Below are 15922 nucleotides of genomic sequence, written 5' to 3'. Positions count from 1 at the left end.
GGTGCGGTCTTGGGCGCATGCGACAGATGCCTTGGTGTGAAGCGTCACAACAGACACAGCGGCCGCCCGTTTTCAGTGATGGCTGGCGGCCCCCGGTGCATGGCCGAAACGGCGGCGGTAGGCGCGGTAGAAATGCGACAGATCGCCAAAGCCCTGCTCATAGGCAATATCGGCCACCGTGCGCTGCGGCTCGGCCATGAGGCGCCGCCGCGCTGCATCGAGCCGGATGGCGAGGATCTGTTCGCGCGGGCTGTCCCCGTGGCGGGCAAAGGCCCGCTGAAGCTGCCGGGGCGCAACCCCCAGAAGCGCGCAGAGGGTGCCGGCGCTGAAATCAGGATCACGGAAATTCTGCCGGATCAGCCGCAGCGCCTCGCCGAAAAGCCCCTCTCCCTGCACACCATGGTCCGCAGAGCCACGGGCAAGATCATGCATGTAGCTGCCGAAGAGCGCGAACAAGGCCTCCTGCAGCGGCGTTGCCGCCTCTTCCCGGCTTTCGCAGAGCCGGTTCAGCACCGCCTGCATGGCAATGGCGATGCTGTCCTCCCGGCGGATCGCAATTCCCCCGCCCGGCAGGCCCGGAATGCGGCGGATCAGATCCTCCCGCGGCAGATGCACGGAGAGCTGTTCGCTGAAACCCTGCTCGAAATTGAAGTGGCTTGGCCTTGCCGCATCCATCAGGAACATGTCGCCGGGGCGCATGACCACATCCCCCTCCAGCTGGCGCATGCGGGCCGAACCCCGGTTCTGGATGGTCAGGACAAAATGATCGAGATGATCCGTGCGGAAGGCCTGCCCGCTGCGCAGCACGCTGGCGCCCGCCACCGCCACATAGGCCAGTTCCAGCCCGTTCGACTGGCGCAAGGCCGTGCTGGCCTGAAAGGCCGGGCTGGCGGAAGCCGTTCCGCCCTCTGCTGCGCGCACGTCAAAGCAGCCGCAGACCTTCGCGATCCCCTCCCGGAAGGCCCCGATGCCGGAAAAATCGTGTGCTGCGAAATGCTCCCTCATGGCGTGCCACGCCCCATCCGCATGTGAAGGTGGCTCCGGTCATTCCGGTCTGTGCCTTGCGCTTGCGGACGGCTTGCCGCCTCTACGCATTATTCCTGAGCCACCTTCATTGAGCCCTTGCGCAACCGCGCTGTCAAGCCGCTCCTGCGCAGAGCCCAGCCTTCCAGCTCTGCGCCGCGTCCCTGCGGGGGCGCCTCACGCGGCTTTTTTCAGGAGGTCGGCGGCGCTGGTCCAGGGCTGCGGGGCGCCGAAATGAAAGCCCTGCGCGGTGAAGACGCCAAGCTCGGCGAGGCAAACGGCGGTGTCCTCATTCTCCACCGCTTCGGCGATGACCCTTGCCCCCAGCGAGGCGGCCACCAGCACGATGCCCTTGACCTGGACCCGCTGCACCCGGTCGCTCAGCAGGCTCGCCGTCATGCTGCCGTCGATCTTCAGCCACTTGAGGCCAAGGCCCTTCAGATGCGTGGTTCTCGGCCAGTTGCCGGCGAAATCGTCCAGAATGAGCGTTGCGCCATGGGCCTTGAGGATGGCGGCAAGCCGCGTCATGCCTGCGGTTTCGCGCGCGACCGCCAGCTCGGACACCTCAAAGGCCAGCCGTGTGGCGATGCCCCGGTTTCCAGCAAGAGCGCCATCCAGGAACTCCAGAAATCCGCCGTCGCCCAGCGACTGCTCCGACAGGTTGAGGGAGAATTGCCCGGCTGCGGCCCGGCCGCCCCGGCGCAGCCGCGCCAGCGCCAGTTCGACCACCCGCCGGTCGACCTGCGGCAGCAGGCCATGCCGTGCGGCGGCCGACAGCACGCCCTGCGGCTCCAGAAGGCCCAGTTCCTCGTCGTCCACCCGCAGCAGCAATTCGGTCATCACCGTGCGGCCCGTGGCCGTGCAGCACACCGGCTGGGAAAAGAGCTGCAGGCGGTCAGCGGCCAGCGCCTGCTCGATCCGCTCCAGATTGGAGCGCGAGGCCTTGTAGGAGGCCAGAAGATGCTCATCAAAGCGGAACTGCAGCACCTTGCCCCCGCCCAGCGCCTTACTGGAAATGCAGGCCTGATCGGCCCAGCGCAGCACATCCGCTGCCGAAGCATTGAGCGTACGGGCAAACTGCCGGTCCAGAACGGCAAAGCCGATGCTGCCGCCGGTGCGGTAAACCGCGCCGTCCCACGGGAAGTTGAGCTGGGCCAGAGAGGCCGCGATGGTGCCGGCAAAGCCATGGGCGCCATCCTCATCGGCGCTGAAGCGGATGATGGCAAACTCGTCACCGCCAAGCCGCGCCACAAGCGCCGTTTCCCCCGCGATCTGGCGGAGCTGGGCGGCGATACGCTCCAGCATGGCATCGCCTGCCATATGCCCGGCCCGGTCATTGATGATCTTGAACTGGTCAAGATCCACCACCAGCACCGTAATGCCGGCAGAGGCGCCCGCCCGCACCCGGGTCAGTTCCGTCTCAAGCGCCTGCTGGAAGGCACGCCGGTTGGCCAGGCCCGTCAACGGGTCCTCCATGGCAAGGCGCTCCAGCTCCCGCGTGCGCGCTTCCGGCTCGCGGCCTGCACCGGCTCCCAAGGCAGTGCCCAGCACCAGCATGACCCCGTCGGCGCGGCCAACCCAGTCACGGCTGGGCGCAAAGGTCAGCACCACATCCTTGAGCATTTCCGCGCTGCCCGGTGCACCGGCCTTGCGCTGGCACAGCTGCGCCAGCGCACCCGTCATCTGACCGGACGGCAGAGTGACATGGGTGCATTCGCCCTCCAGCGCCGCATCAAAAGCCGGCTCCAGCGCCCGGCGGAAAAGCTCGTGGCCGGCAAGCTCTGCCAGATGCATGCCGGTAAGGGCGCTCTCATCCATATCCTGGAGCGTGGCCAGCTGCGGATCATGGTCATCGACCGGGAGCACATCGGCCACCCGGCCATTGCGCCCCAGCATCAGCACCCGCCCGGCCAGCAGATGCGCCGCCTGCTGGGCAATGCGCATGCGCCGCTCGGCAGGACCAACAAATGCAAGCTCGCGCAACTCCAGAAACAGCAGCTGCGTCTGGCGCGGCGCAGCGGCGGTGCGCAAGGGAGTGCAGGTCAGCCGCATCGGCGCCCCGCGCCCCTCGTCAAAGGCAAACATGCCCTCGGCCATGGCCGGCTTGCCGCGCGCCGCCATCTCGATCAGCGGCCTCAGGCGGCGCAGGGCCGGCTCGTTGATCACAGCTTCAAGGGGACGCCCGGTCAGAAGCGCGCTGCTGCAGGCCAGCTCTTCCAGCAAGGCCTGATTGGCCAGCAGAAACCTTCCCCGCGCCGTGAGCAGGGCAGCCGGATGGCGCACGCTGTGCAGCAATGTTCCCGCCGCGCAGGCGAGATCAAGTTCCGTCAGCGGCCTGACATCTACATGGGTCTGCGGAGAAATCGAGGTCTCTTCAGTCAAACCGTGTCCCTCAGCAAAAGGACCAGGCTTCCTGATCCTCTCTCCCCCCAAATCGATCTCCAGAAGTGGACCACCACCGCGCTGCGGGCAACCGGGACGCGGACAGTTTTCCCAATGGCGTTCCCCGTGACCTTAACAAACTGTTAACGCGCTGGCGAGGGTTTCCGCCGCACCCGGCCACGATGCGCTCAGACGCAGCGTCACAATATGGCCCGATTGTATAGGCATCAGGCCGCCATCGACTTCCGGAGTCATCGAAGGTTTGGCTCCAGATGAACTGCTGACTATCCTGTGAGGGCTGGCTGTAGCTGCGTGCCCCTCCTGGCGGATTTACCATTCCGTTTCAGCCCTGTGCTGGACGCCGCCGCAGGAAGATCACCGGGGGATGAGACAATAGAGTCCGAATATGAAATGAAGACCAGCGCCTCGCGCGCGGTATACGCCAGGTCTTTGGCAGCACTGGCTTTTTCCATGGCAGCGGCCGCCTCTGCGACAGCTTCTGCCGCCACATCCGGCCAGTGCGGCATGGCATCCTGGTATGCAATGACCAGCAAGACCGCCAGTGGCGAGCGCGCCAATCCCAACATGCTGACAGCCGCCCACCGGTCCCTGCCCTTCGGCACCGTGGTCACGGTCATCAACCTGGACAACGGCAGGCAGGTGAAGGTCCGCATCAACGATCGCGGTCCCTTCATCCGGTCCCGCGTCATTGACGTGACCCGGCAGGCTGCGAACGAGCTGGGCTTCACCGGCAAGGGGACCGCCCGGGTCAAGGTCGTTGGCCCGCATGGTGAGCTTAAGGCCGGCAAGCACTGTTAATAATGCGGGTGCACAGGCGCCATTTTATCTTCCGCCGCAAGAGCGAAGCATTATTTATGAAGATCTCTGACATTAAGTAATGACAGCATCAGAGGCGAACGTTACATTTCGCCGTCGTGGTCGATGGGGCCATGTGCACAAAACTTGAGCCGCGCACCTTCGTCCGAAGGGCGCGGCTTTTTTCATCTGCTTCAGACTGCCCAGGAATTATGCAAAAGCTTCAATGCGCCTGGCTCAAGAGGGTCTGCTCAAGCCCCTGCGGCGCCCGAGCAATTCCCAGGCGTGAGGCGCCAGCCTCCCGCATGCCCCGGTGTTAAAGCGCCTTGAGGAAAGCGTCAGCCTGCCGGTGCAGGTCCCGTTTGGCCTCTTCCGGCATCTTGCCGTATGTGCTGAAAACCTGTGCCAGACGCGGATTGCCGCGCAGCTTTTCGCCGTTGCGCACCAGAAAGTCCCAATAGAGGGCATTCAGCGGGCAGGCATCGCGCCCCGTTCTCTGTTTCACGTCATACCGGCAGCTGCCGCAATAATCCGACATGCGGTTGATGTAGTTGCCCCCCGCCGCATAGGGCTTGGAGCCGAGCAGGCCGCCATCGGCAAACTGGCTCATGCCGATGGTGTTGGGCGCCTCCACCCATTCGAAGGCATCAATGTAGACCGCCAGATACCATTCATGCACCTCGCGCGGGTTGACCCCTGCCAGCATGGCGAAATTGCCGGTCACCATCAGCCGCTGGATGTGATGGGCATAGGCTGTGTCGCGCGTCTGGGTGATGGCCTCGCGCAGACAGCGCATGTCCGTTTCGCCCGTCCAGTAGAAGGCAGGCAGGGGCCGGTGCGCTGCGAGCGCGTTTTCTTCCGTATAGCCGGGCATCTTCAGCCAGTAGATCCCCCGCACATATTCGCGCCAGCCGATGATCTGGCGGATATAGCCTTCCGCCGAATTGAGCGGTACCCGCCCGGCCCGCCATTCGGCCTCCACCCGGCGGCAGAGCTCCAGCGGATCGAGAAGCCCGGTGTTGAGATAGGGCGAAAGCACCGAATGATAGAGCCAGGCCTCGCCCTTGAGCATCGCGTCCTGATAGTCGCCGAAGCAGGGCAGCGCCTCGCGCAGGAACCAGTCCAGCGCCGCCTGCGCGTCTTGCGCCGTCACGCCATAGGCAAAGCCCTCCAGCCGCCCGAAATTCTGCGCAAAGCGCTGAGCCACCAGCACCAGCACCTCCTGCGTCACCGCATCGGGCACGGCGCGGAAGGGCCGCGGCAGGAACAGGCTGCCTTCCGCCAGCTTGCGGTTCTCCGCATCAAAATTCCAGCGCCCCCCTGCCGGTTCGTCTCCCTCCATCAAAAGGCCGGTCTTGCGCCGCATCTCGCGGTAGAAATATTCCATGCGCAGCTGCTTGCGCCCTTCCGCCCAGGCGGCAAACTCATCCAGCGGGCAGAGGAAGCGGGTGTCCTCCAGCAGCACGGTTTCGCATCCGGTCAGTGCGCCCCAGCCGCTCATGTCCTCCAGCACCCGCCATTCGCCGGGCTTTGTGGCAAGGACCCTGCCGCAGCCATGGCGCGCGGCTGCCCTCTGCACCTCTGCGGCAAGGCTTCCCGTATTCTCCGGGTCCTCCAGCGTGATGTAGTCCACCCGCCAGCCGGCCTTGCGCAGAGCAATGGCAAAGTGGCGCATGGCCGAGAAGATGAAGGCTATCTTCTGCTTGTGATGGCCAACATAGCTGGCCTCGCGCATCACCTCCGCCATCAGCACCACAGACCGCTCCCTGTCTGCGGCGGCAAGCGAGGGCAGGTTCAGCGACAGCTGGTCACCCAGCACGGGCACAAGCGTCTCCACCGGACCTGCCGGTGCATGCGGTACAGCAGCAAGGGCAGCGGCAAAGGCCGGAGCATCCGCAAAGGTAGAGTTACGGGCAGTTGCGGCGTCTGCTTCCGGCAGATGGGACATGGGCAAAGGCAGCTCTTTTGTCCGGCAGGCCCTGCCGTCAGCAGGGTGCCGGAGGGGGCATGGCGAGAGATCGGGCAAGCCCCCCTCCCTTTTCCACCTCTACGCAACCGGCGCAGCGCTGTATCACTGGTCCGGGCGAAGAAACATCGCCGCATGGCCGGAAGATGGACACAAGCCTTTCCTTGCCGGCTTGACTGACAGGAGGAGCCCGCCACGCCGCCAACAAGGCCGCGTGCCGCAGGACAAGGACGGTCTGAACCCGGCATAGGCATGAGGCCGCAAGGTCTTGCCGGAACCTCGCAACTCTGCGCCTTCCTGCTATCCACGCGAGAGAACAGAAAAGCCGTTGCCGAGACGATTTCATTCCTGTATCAGAACCGAACCGGCCGGTCCCAACCGGCGCCCGGTCAGCACCCGTAGCTCAGCTGGATAGAGCGCTGCCCTCCGAAGGCAGAGGCCAGGGGTTCGAATCCCTTCGGGTGCGCCATTTCAGAACAGAACTCTGAACGCCGCCGATTGCCGCCGCTGCCCTACTGGCAAGGTCGATGCTCCAATGCTCATGCCCCTTTCTTCACTCCGGTTCGGGGAGAGACCGCCATGCCGAGGAATACCGTCATGGCTTGGTTGAGCCGCACCATGTCCTCATCGTCGAGCCGCCCAACATGTGCGCCCATCTTCGTCTTGGGAACGGTGGTGATCTTGTCCACCATCAAGCGGCAAGGGGACCGCAGGCCGTTACGCTTATTCGGCTCCACGACAAGGCGGAACAGAGGCGCGTCGGTCGGGTCGGTGGTGAAGGAGCAGATCGTGATGGAATCGGTGGCGTCGAAACTATCGTCCTGCACGATCACGACCGGGCGCGGCTTGCCCGCATAGTCCTTGCCGGCCGAGACGGTCCAGATCTCGCCGCGCCTCATTCATCGTCCCAATCGGAAACCGCGTCGATGAACGCCTGATCCTCGCGTGCATGATCGCTTGCGGCGACCGCCTGCGACTGGCGATGCGCCTCGTCCCGGAAAGAGGGTGCGCGCACGTCCGGCACCCAGATCTGGATGGGCCGCAATCCCTGGGCGCGCAGCCGGTCGCGGTGCTCGCGCACCTTCACCCGCACGGGCTTGGAATTGGATGGTGTCGCCATGATCGGCCTTAGCATCTATAGTTACATGTAACCTATCATGGCCTGCCCGCCATAACCACCCCTTTCGTTCCCTTGTATGTCGCTCATCGACCGCCAGTTCGGCCGCGAGATCACGGGCGTCGTGCAGGGCGGCAGAGAGGGCTTGGTTTGCAAGTCCCATACGCGGCCGATTGACATGCAATAAAATCATTGCATATTCCCTGGTGTGGATGACGAACAGCTTGACCAAATTTTCAAGGCACTGGCCGACCCTATCCGTCGCAGGATCATAGATCGGCTGCGAAAGCAGCCCAACCAGTCGCTTTTCCAGATTTGTGCCGTGGCCGCTGTAGAGGGTGAAAAAGCCATCTCCCGGCAGGCGATCTCCCAACATCTCGACATGCTGGAGAAAGCCGGACTGGTTCAAGTTTCTTGGTCTGGCCGGACCAAACTCCACACTCTCGACCTCATGCCGCTGCGAAAGGCGGCGGACATCTGGCTTCACAAGCATCTTCAAGAAGGGAAAGACCCATGAAAATCTATGTCACAAGTGTCTTCGTCGATGACCAATCCAAGGCGTTAGAATTCTACACCAAAACCCTTGGCTTCGTCGTGAAGAACGACGTGCCGTTGGGCGAAAACCGCTGGCTCACGGTTATATCGAGTGAAGCGCCCGATGGAACGGAACTGCTGCTGGAGCCGAGCGAGCATCCTGCGGTAAAGCCCTACAAAGCAGCTCTAGTCGAGGATGGCATACCCGCGGCCTCGTTTCAGGTTGATGATCTGAACGCCGAGCACCAGAAGCTGTGCGGCCTTGGCGTCAAGTTCACGGTCGAGCCGATGGATGCGGGCATGGTTCGCATGGCCGTATTCGATGATACTTGCGGCAACCTGATTCAGCTTGTCGAGATGAAAGACAAGTAGCGCACATTGGGGCCTCAGCATCGAAGTAGACATGAACAGCAAGCAAGAACGGCGTAGTGAACTCCGAGCGCGGAATGTTCCTGATCAGGGCTTTAAACGCCTCGCGTGGGTCGCAGATTTTCAACACCTGACCGTCGGCCACAACCGACACTTCCGAGGCGACCTCAAAGTTGGCTACAAAGCGCATGGATTTTATCCCTCAGACCACCCAATCAATACGATATTAATGCTGGACTATAGCCAGAACCTTGCCAAGCGTCGTACGTCCACTTACGCTTTCCCGTGCCGTACACATTAGTGCCGCAAGAGCTCCACGCGCCCTCTTAGGTTTAATCGGAGCAGATATCTAATAGATTGAAATCATTTATCTAATTTTGGAATCAATAGGTTTTGGCTTGGCGTTCTCCCTCACTTCGGGTGCGCCAAATACTGTCGATTATCCGCCATAGCCGCTATTCCCGGCTCGTTACGATGCGAGGCCCCAGCCCATCCGCGCAGAGACATGCCGGAAGATCGAAAACACCACAACCGGAGAGGCCGCGTCCGTCTCGTGAAGGGGGCAAGCTGATGTCAGCGAAGGTTTTTCGCCTGCATTGCGCGCATGCCATCAGCCGCCGAGATGACCGGAGCGTAACCGAGTTGATTTCGCGCACGGCTTACGTCGATGGTGAAATCCTTGCCGATGAACCGCAGCATCTGCCGGGTGACCGGCGGCTCGCCCTTGCGGCGGAAGATCCGCCAGACCGCACCCATCACACCCGCCATCGTCCAGGCGATGCCAAACGGCACAGCGCGGTCCTTGGGCGTCACGCCGCGGCTGGCGAGCAGGCGCGTCAGGAAGGACTTCAGCGTCGTGTCCTCGCCATCGCTCACAAAGAAGGCCTCTCCGCCTGACCCGCGATCGGCGGCCAAGATCAACGCGTGGCACAGGTTATCGACATGGCAGGTGGAAAGTGCCTGCCCGCCGCCGGCAACCCATTGGAACTGCCCTGCGCGAACGGTTTCGACCATGCGGTCAAGCGCCGGCATGCCCGGCCCCCAGATGAAAGGCGGCCGGATGGCCACCGTGGAAAAGTCCGCGCGGCGGCCATTTGCCGCCAGCAGCACTTCCTCCGCTTCGGCCTTGGATGCGGCGTAGGGAGCAAACGGCATCTTGTGCAGGGGCATGTCCTCGGTCACGCGACGCATCGGTTCGGGGCGGCCCATGACGACGGCGGCGGCGCTGACATAGACGATGCGGCGCACACCGGCGCGCTCAGCTGCGTCCACGACATTGCGCGTGCCTTCGACATTGATCCGGCGGAACAGGGACACCGGCCCCCAGAGCTTGAAATGCGCCGCAACGTGGAACACCACCTCGATCCCTTCCATCGCGCCGGCCAGCGCCGTGCGGTCCAGAAGGTCGCCCTCAACCGGCTCGGCGCCGAGGGCCTCGATCTCCGCCCGCGCCTTGTCGCTGCGGCCAAGCGCAAGGACGCGCCAGCCATCCGACAGCAGGCGGCGGATGAGATGCCCGCCGACGAAACCGGAGCCTCCGGTGACGAGGGCGAGGCGGGGTGTCTGCTGGGAAGAAAACTGGCTCATGACTATCTCCTGAAGATCGTTTGTCCCAACGTGTCACATCCCCAAATGCAACACAATACAAAATATGAAATTTGTTACATGTTGCATGCGTGCGATGTGTCAGCTAAAAGCCGCGCATGACGAACGACGCCCACGATCATCGCGACCGCATTCTGGACACCGCCGCCGAACAGGTCCGCCGGTTCGGCGAGGCCAAGACAAATGTTGTCGACATCGCCAAGGCCATGGGCCTGTCGCATTCGGCGCTCTACCGGCACTTCCGGTCGAAAGCGGATATCTTTGACGCCCTTGCGGCGCGGACGATGGCCGAAGAGGCCGAACTGGCGGCCCGCTTCGCCAAAGCCGATGGATCTGCGGCAGAAAGGCTGCGCGGCCTTGTCCTGGCGCTCCACCGCAGCAAGCGGGCCAAGCTGGGGGACGATCCGGAGATCCACGGTCTCTACCGCCGGATTATCGCCGAACGCCCGGACCTCGTCGGCGACTATGCGCGCCGCATGACCGGGCTCGTGCGGCAGGTGCTGGAGGATGGGGTGGTGCGGGGCGAGTTCCGTATCCCCGACCTCGACGTGGCTGCCGGTGTGGTGCGGGATGCTGTTACGGTCTTCGTCCATCCTGCTCACGTGGAGCAGGCCGCCGTCGCTGGTCTGGACCTGGAGCCGCGGCTTCATGCGGTGATCGATACATTGGTCACGGCTTTCGCGGCAGCCAGCCAGCCGGACATGTAGGCAACGCGGATCGTTCAATGGCCCGCAATCCCTCAGGGCAACTGCCGGTTTGGAGGCGCTGCAGGGGCGGGGCATCCATCTGCGGCCTTCCTCATGGCGGCCATGCAAGCCTCTACGCGCGAGGCTGGAATTCGAACGCCACCGTTTCTACGACCGAAGCGGCGGCCAGAGTTCGCAGCAATTCCGATGTCGATCCCATGATGCGAAGCCTGTTACCTGCGGCCCTGGCGCGATGCTGAAAAGCCCGCATATGGCCGTGACAGGAGCCGTCATCGTTTGACCGGAGATGCGCGTCTCTGCGGGATCAGAAGCAGCGATCCGGCCGGGCGGTCACATGTATTCGCCGTGATCTGGCCCGGCAGGTCCGGCCGGATGCCGGTGATGAGCATGGCCGTCAACAGGACGGCTGGTTGTTCATTCCCCTCGAATCAACCGCGCCGCCAGTTTGTAGGTCTGCTTCGTTCCGCGCTCATCAAGGTTCCATTGCTCCACGGCTTGCCTGATCAGTTCGGGATGCTTCTTGCTGATATCCCGCAGCGCGTTGCCAACCGACTTCCTCAGATACTCGCTGCCGTCGTTCCTGAATGGGGAAAGCAGTTCGATTGCAGCCATGGGATGATCGCAAAAATACGGGCGCCCCGTCCAGATTCTCAGCCCCTCAGTCACGGCACGGCGGACATTGGCGGAGGGATTTGCCAGCCACTCCCTGATGACCGGAAGCGCGGCTTCGTATCCAATGTCTGCGCAATAACGGTCAAACGCCTTGGCAAGGATTTCCTGCACGCGCCAGTCGCCGTCCCGGCTGACCTGCTTCTTCATTATCCCCAGCGCCGTTTCATCCGACGATGCCAAGCCACCCAGGATGAACGTTCCGATACTGCGCGCCTGGGCCAGCTCGATGTTCAGAAGGGCGATCGCTATCTGCAAAGCTTCGCCGGCCGCTGCCTCGTCAAGGACCCCGGCAGCGGCAGCCTCGAGGTCCTTGAAGCCGTGCTCGGTGCCCTTGGCGCGTTCAATGAGTTGCTGGAGGTCCGGCATCGAGCGGCAACCTTTCCCGAACATCATCGGTGCGGTGAAAACTCAAAGAGATCACCTCTTCGCCGGGAGGTGCAGACCGCAGCCTTGCTTCATCTATATCGTGCCGCACCTCTTTGGGGAACAGGTCTCCCACAGCCAGACGCCGGCCGGCGTCTGGCGGCAGGCGCGCGCCCAGATAGGCCAGCGCTCCCCGTCGACGGCCCATCATCGGTGCCGCTCGCCGGTGCATGGCTCAACGGTTGTTGCCGGTGCTCGTGTCCGTGTCTAGCAAGCCATTTTTCCGCGGAGACGCAAAACCGTGAGACCGCGCCGCCCAGGCGGCAGCCAGGGCTGCGATGAGCAATGCCAGCACGGTCCATGGAAACGAAGCGGCACCGGAGGTTTCCAGCAGGACGCCTCCGGCGATGCCACCACCGGCGATCGCCACATTCCAGACGGTGACGATCATGGACTGCGCCACGTCCGTCGCCTTGCCTGCCGTCTTCGCTGACGCCGTCTGGAACAGCGTCGCAGAGCCGCCAAACGCGAGCCCCCAAATCGCTACGGACGCATAGACCACCAGCGGCATGCCGCCTGCGATGCCGAGAGCCAGCGCAGACAGCCCGAACAAGACTATGCTGGCCAGAACGAGTTGCCGCAGCCATCGATCGATCAATAGCCCGGCAATCCAGATGCTGACGAGCGCAGCCATACCGAAGACAAGCAGCACAAGGTCGATGCGGTCGGCCAGACCCGCTGGCACAAGAAACGGGGCGATGTAGGTGTAGAGGATGTTGTGGGCGAGAACGTAGGCCAGCGTCACAAACAGCACCGGCCGGATGCCTGGCAACGTGAAGACCGTCGCAATGGAAAAGCCTTTTCCGCGCGCCTGACCGGGATAATCGGGCACCTTTGCCAGCACCCAGAAAACGAGAATGACGGTCAGCGCGCTCATGAGGCCAAAAGTGACGCGCCAGCCGACGGTGGCACCAAGGAAAGTTCCGGCCGGAATACCGAGCGAGAGTGCAATCGGTGTTCCCGCCATGGCGATCGCGATCGCCCGGCCCTGCAAATGCTCCGGCACCATACGCGCCGCGTAGCCCGCCGCCAATGCCCAGAGCAGCCCCGCAAAGACCCCGGCAAAAAAGCGCGCAATCATGATGACAACGTAGCTGCCGGATAGGGCCGTCACCGTATTCACGATGGCGAAGCCGCTGATAGCGAGCAGCAGAAGCGGACGGCGGCGCCAACCCTGTGTCGCAGTCGTCAGCGGAATGGCTGCCACCAGCGACCCAATCGCGTAAATGGTGACAAGCTGCCCGATCAGCGCCTCGGAAACAGAAAGGCTTTCAGCCATCTGCGGCAGCAGGCCCGCAGGTAACGCTTCGGTCAGAATGGTGATGAAGGCCGCCATGGTCAGTGCCAGCAGCGCCGCAAGTGGAAGCCGCCCGCCGGGTATGGCCGGTGCCGCGCTGTTCGGTTGAACCGGTGATGTACCGCTTGCTGTAGTCATTGGTCCGCCTGTGCCTTGTCTGAAAAGCCGCTTGCGGATGGCCGGCATACAAGACGGCACGATCCGCCGGTCACGGCATGACGCGAAGCTAGGCAGGTTCCGGTTCGATGAGAAGAAGGCTACAGTTCCGAACACTTCGGACATATATGTCAACAATGGACCTGCAATGGACAGTCTCGGCTCACTCAACGCCTTTGTGCAGGCAGCGGAGATGCGCAGCTTCACCGCTGCCGGTCAGAAACTTGGCATTTCCTCTTCGGCGGTCAGCAAGGCGGTTGCCCGGTTGGAAGACCGGCTCGGTGTGCGCCTGTTCCACCGCTCCACGCGGACAGTCACTCTAACGCCGGAAGGCGCGCTTTTTCTGGAACGATGCCGCCGCATTTTCAGCGAAATGGAGGCAGCCGAACTGGAATTACTGCAGACGCGGGGAACGCCGGGTGGCAAACTGCGCGTGAGTCTGCCGCTGGTCGGCATGTTGATGATGCCGACACTCACCGCCTTCATGCGGGCATGGCCCGGCATTGAAATGGACCTTGATTTCACGGACCGGCTGGTGGACGTGATCGACGAAGGTTTTGACGCGGTGGTGCGCACCGGAGAAATCAGCGACTCGCGCCTGATGATGCGTACACTCGGCACGTTCCGCTACAGGCTGGTTGGCTCTCCCTCTTATCTCGCCGGGCATGGCACGCCCCAGACTGCTTCCGATCTGTCGGAGCATCGTGGCCTGCGTCATCTGTTCCCAAGCACAGGCAAGGTCGAAGAATGGCCTTTGCAGGTCGATGGCAAGCCGTTCTCTCCTGCGATCAAGACTGTGGCTGTCGCCAGTGCCATTGAGCCGCTGATCCATCTTGCGCAGGAAGGTATCGGTCTCGCCTGCCTGCCTGACTTTGCAATCCGCGATCAGCTTGCCGACGGGAAATTGGTTGCGGTGCTGGATGACGCAGTGAAGCACTCGGGCAGCTTCCGTATTCTGTGGCCGTCGAGCCGGCACTTGGCCCCGAAACTCCGGGTTTTCGTAGATTTCATGGGTGGCAATCTTTTCCCGCACGAACAGCGCGGCTGACGAGGGCGCAGGGGCGGTTGGCGGGGTGGGCGCGCGGTACTTTGGTTCGCCGGGCTGGAGCATTTCCATCTTTCCCCGTGTCACGGAAAGCTCCGCCAGTTTGTTTCATGCCATTGCGGGCGGAAAAGCGGTTCTCACCTTTCCTGGAATTGCCCTAGCGGCCGGCGGCTGCATCAAACCGCTGGCGGGACTGCTCGATCTCCTGCCAATTGTTCCTGATCCAGCCGGTGAAGCCTTCGAGGGCCGGGAGCATTGTCCGGCCCATGGGCGTCAACTCGTACTCGACGCGCGGCGGCACCTCGGCAAAATAATGGCGCAGGACAAGGCCGTCCCGTTCAAGATTCCGGAGCGTGACTGTGAGCATGCGCTGCGAAATGTCCGGAATCCCGTTCCTGATTTCAGAGAAACGGAGAGGCCTGGCTGGATCCAGCGCAAGAATGCTCATGACGAGGATCGTCCACTTGTCACCCAGCCTCGCAAGGATGTTGTTCGGCGCGCATGGCGTGAAGACCGGGCCTCTCTTCGTTTCCGTGTAGGGCCTGCCGTGGATCAGCTTCTCCATGAGTTACCTCCTGGTCACCGGCTTACAGATATGTGCCGTCTTGTGCGTTTCTTATAACGGTGCCATTTCATAACCATCAATAGTTACCAAAGGGAACAATAGATGGTGAACGGAAATACGGTGCTCGTGTCCGGCCAGTAACGCGGCAGAGCGGGGCGGACAGTGTTCCGGGCGGTTGCCGAAGCCTGTCCGAACAGCCCGTCCGGCCCCGGCACCCCGTCCGCGAGACAGGGCCACTCAGCATGGACTGCCGCCTATCTGTACCCCAAGGTGAATAACAGCAGGGAACTCGATCATGACCTATCTGAAAACTCTCATGCTCTCCTGTGCCATGACACTCGGTATGTTGACCGCCCAATCAGGCGCGGTGCTCGCCGATGTGAAGAACATCGTTCTTGTGCATGGCGCGAATGTCGACGGCAGCACTTGGCGCGGCGTCTATGACCGTCTGACTGCGGAAGACTACAAGGTAACGATCGTGCAGATGCCGCTGACCTCGACCGAAGACGATATTGCCGCAGTCCGGCGGGTTATCGGCGTTCAGGACGGTCCGATGCTGCTGGTCGGGCATTCCTACGGCGGCATGGTTATCAGCGAAGCTGGCGGCGACCCGGACGTAAAGGGCCTTGTCTATATCGCGGCATTCCAGCCCGGTGCTGGAGAAAGCGCCGGGGCCCTGTTGGCCTCGGATCCGACTGAGTTCATGTCCGATAAGCTCACGGTTTTCGACGACGGTCACTACCTGATCGATGAAGATGCCTTCGTCTCAGTCGCCGGAAATGGCTTGTCCCGCGACGACGCCATCTACGTGGCAAGGTCGCAGGCAGCATCGAACACCGCAATCCTCGAATACGAGGCCCGGGTCGCTGCCTGGAATGAAAAGCCGAGCTGGTCAGCCATCGCGACCCTCGACCGGATCATTGCGCCCGGTCTGCAGCGTCAGATGTCCGAACGGGCTGGCTCCACGATCGTCGACATCGAGAACGGCCACATGCTGCCGATGACGAGCCCGGACGAGGTGGCCAACATCATCCGGCAGGCAGCAAAGGCGGTCGAATAACCATGCCTTGCAGCACGGACCGGGCAAACCGGTCCGTGCACTTTGCCGCCTGTCCGGATACCGGCCGGGAATGCCGGGCCGGTCAATGCGGCACTTCAGGAAGGTGCGGCCGTCTGATCCCAAGGCGCAAGGATGCTGACGCATCACGCCTTGAATGAGCTCATGCGCCGGCAGGCCCGACCAGC

15 protein-coding genes and 1 tRNA gene are annotated in these 15922 nt (G+C 62.7%); 7 read left to right on the top strand and 9 right to left on the bottom strand.

Annotated elements, in window-relative coordinates:
- Nucleotides 1-72: 72 nt before the first annotated feature.
- Together IF10I1_RS19920 and IF10I1_RS19915 are read right to left on the bottom strand one after the other, a co-directional pair.
- Nucleotides 73-1005, bottom strand: a complete 933-nt coding sequence (locus IF10I1_RS19920) for a helix-turn-helix domain-containing protein (RefSeq protein ID WP_186391521.1) — start codon at nt 1003-1005, stop codon at nt 73-75.
- A 195-nt stretch (nt 1006-1200) separates the two neighbouring features.
- Complete coding sequence (locus IF10I1_RS19915; protein WP_186391520.1) at nt 1201-3405, bottom strand: EAL domain-containing protein; 2205 nt, start codon at nt 3403-3405, stop codon at nt 1201-1203.
- 411 nt (nt 3406-3816) lie between these two features.
- Here IF10I1_RS19915 and IF10I1_RS19910 point away from each other — a divergent pair, with 411 nt between their 5' ends.
- Entirely contained in the window at nt 3817-4224 is a 408-nt protein-coding gene (locus tag IF10I1_RS19910; protein ID WP_050473496.1) for a septal ring lytic transglycosylase RlpA family protein, read from the top strand.
- A 313-nt stretch (nt 4225-4537) separates the two neighbouring features.
- On the opposite strand, the gene IF10I1_RS19905 is transcribed toward IF10I1_RS19910, so the two are convergent.
- Nucleotides 4538-6169 carry a cryptochrome/photolyase family protein gene (locus IF10I1_RS19905; RefSeq protein ID WP_208977092.1) on the bottom strand — a complete coding sequence of 544 codons (1632 nt, stop codon included), beginning with the start codon at nt 6167-6169 and terminating at the stop codon, nt 4538-4540.
- A 410-nt stretch (nt 6170-6579) separates the two neighbouring features.
- On the opposite strand from IF10I1_RS19905, the gene IF10I1_RS19900 reads away from it, so the two are divergent.
- Nucleotides 6580-6656 (top strand) — tRNA-Arg (locus IF10I1_RS19900).
- A 70-nt stretch (nt 6657-6726) separates the two neighbouring features.
- Here the strand turns inward: IF10I1_RS19900 and IF10I1_RS19895 are convergent.
- A complete protein-coding gene (locus IF10I1_RS19895) occupies nt 6727-7086 on the bottom strand; it encodes a type II toxin-antitoxin system PemK/MazF family toxin (protein WP_186391519.1) in 360 nt (119 codons plus the stop codon).
- The gene (locus IF10I1_RS19890) at nt 7083-7307 is read right to left on the bottom strand and encodes an antitoxin MazE family protein (RefSeq protein ID WP_186391630.1); all 225 of its coding nucleotides are present in this window, start codon (nt 7305-7307) and stop codon (nt 7083-7085) included. Before IF10I1_RS19890 ends, IF10I1_RS19895 begins: the two co-directional genes overlap by 4 nt.
- A gap of 205 nt (nt 7308-7512) precedes the next feature.
- On the opposite strand from IF10I1_RS19890, the gene IF10I1_RS19885 reads away from it, so the two are divergent.
- Together IF10I1_RS19885 and IF10I1_RS19880 are read left to right on the top strand one after the other, a co-directional pair.
- Entirely contained in the window at nt 7513-7821 is a 309-nt protein-coding gene (locus IF10I1_RS19885; RefSeq protein ID WP_186391518.1) for a helix-turn-helix transcriptional regulator, read from the top strand.
- A complete protein-coding gene (locus IF10I1_RS19880; protein WP_186391517.1) occupies nt 7818-8210 on the top strand; it encodes a VOC family protein in 393 nt (130 codons plus the stop codon). The genes IF10I1_RS19885 and IF10I1_RS19880 overlap by 4 nt, the downstream gene beginning before the upstream one ends.
- Nucleotides 8211-8780: 570 nt before the next feature.
- Here IF10I1_RS19880 and IF10I1_RS19875 read toward each other — a convergent pair.
- A complete protein-coding gene (locus tag IF10I1_RS19875) occupies nt 8781-9794 on the bottom strand; it encodes an NAD(P)-dependent oxidoreductase (RefSeq protein ID WP_186391516.1) in 1014 nt (337 codons plus the stop codon).
- Between the two features lie 116 nt (nt 9795-9910).
- Between IF10I1_RS19875 and IF10I1_RS19870 the strand changes: the two genes are divergently transcribed.
- Complete coding sequence (locus IF10I1_RS19870; protein WP_050473513.1) at nt 9911-10519, top strand: TetR family transcriptional regulator; 609 nt, start codon at nt 9911-9913, stop codon at nt 10517-10519.
- 414 nt (nt 10520-10933) lie between these two features.
- Here the strand turns inward: IF10I1_RS19870 and IF10I1_RS19865 are convergent, their stop codons facing one another.
- The gene (locus IF10I1_RS19865; protein ID WP_186391515.1) at nt 10934-11557 is read right to left on the bottom strand and encodes a DNA alkylation repair protein; all 624 of its coding nucleotides are present in this window, start codon (nt 11555-11557) and stop codon (nt 10934-10936) included.
- A gap of 232 nt (nt 11558-11789) precedes the next feature.
- Nucleotides 11790-13193 (bottom strand): MFS transporter, encoded by a 1404-nt coding sequence (locus IF10I1_RS19860; protein ID WP_256387640.1) that lies wholly within the window; start codon nt 13191-13193, stop codon nt 11790-11792.
- A 22-nt stretch (nt 13194-13215) separates the two neighbouring features.
- On the opposite strand from IF10I1_RS19860, the gene IF10I1_RS19855 reads away from it, so the two are divergent.
- Complete coding sequence (locus IF10I1_RS19855; protein WP_186391514.1) at nt 13216-14115, top strand: LysR family transcriptional regulator; 900 nt, start codon at nt 13216-13218, stop codon at nt 14113-14115.
- A gap of 154 nt (nt 14116-14269) precedes the next feature.
- Here IF10I1_RS19855 and IF10I1_RS19850 read toward each other — a convergent pair whose 3' ends face one another.
- Nucleotides 14270-14677, bottom strand: coding sequence for a helix-turn-helix domain-containing protein (locus tag IF10I1_RS19850; protein ID WP_186391513.1), 408 nt, complete (start codon nt 14675-14677; stop codon nt 14270-14272).
- Nucleotides 14678-14972: 295 nt separating this feature from the next.
- Between IF10I1_RS19850 and IF10I1_RS19845 the strand changes: the two genes are divergently transcribed.
- Nucleotides 14973-15737: an alpha/beta fold hydrolase gene (locus IF10I1_RS19845; RefSeq protein WP_208977091.1), complete on the top strand. Its 765-nt coding sequence runs from the start codon at nt 14973-14975 to the stop codon at nt 15735-15737.
- The last annotated feature ends 185 nt before the right edge of the window (nt 15738-15922 follow it).

The sequence above is a fragment of the Pannonibacter sp. I15F10I1 genome, from assembly GCF_900185665.1.
GTDB classification, from domain to species: domain Bacteria; phylum Pseudomonadota; class Alphaproteobacteria; order Rhizobiales; family Stappiaceae; genus Pannonibacter; species Pannonibacter indicus.
The sequence above is the reverse complement of the archived record's forward strand: the minus strand, read 5'-3'. Positions and strand labels throughout refer to the sequence as shown.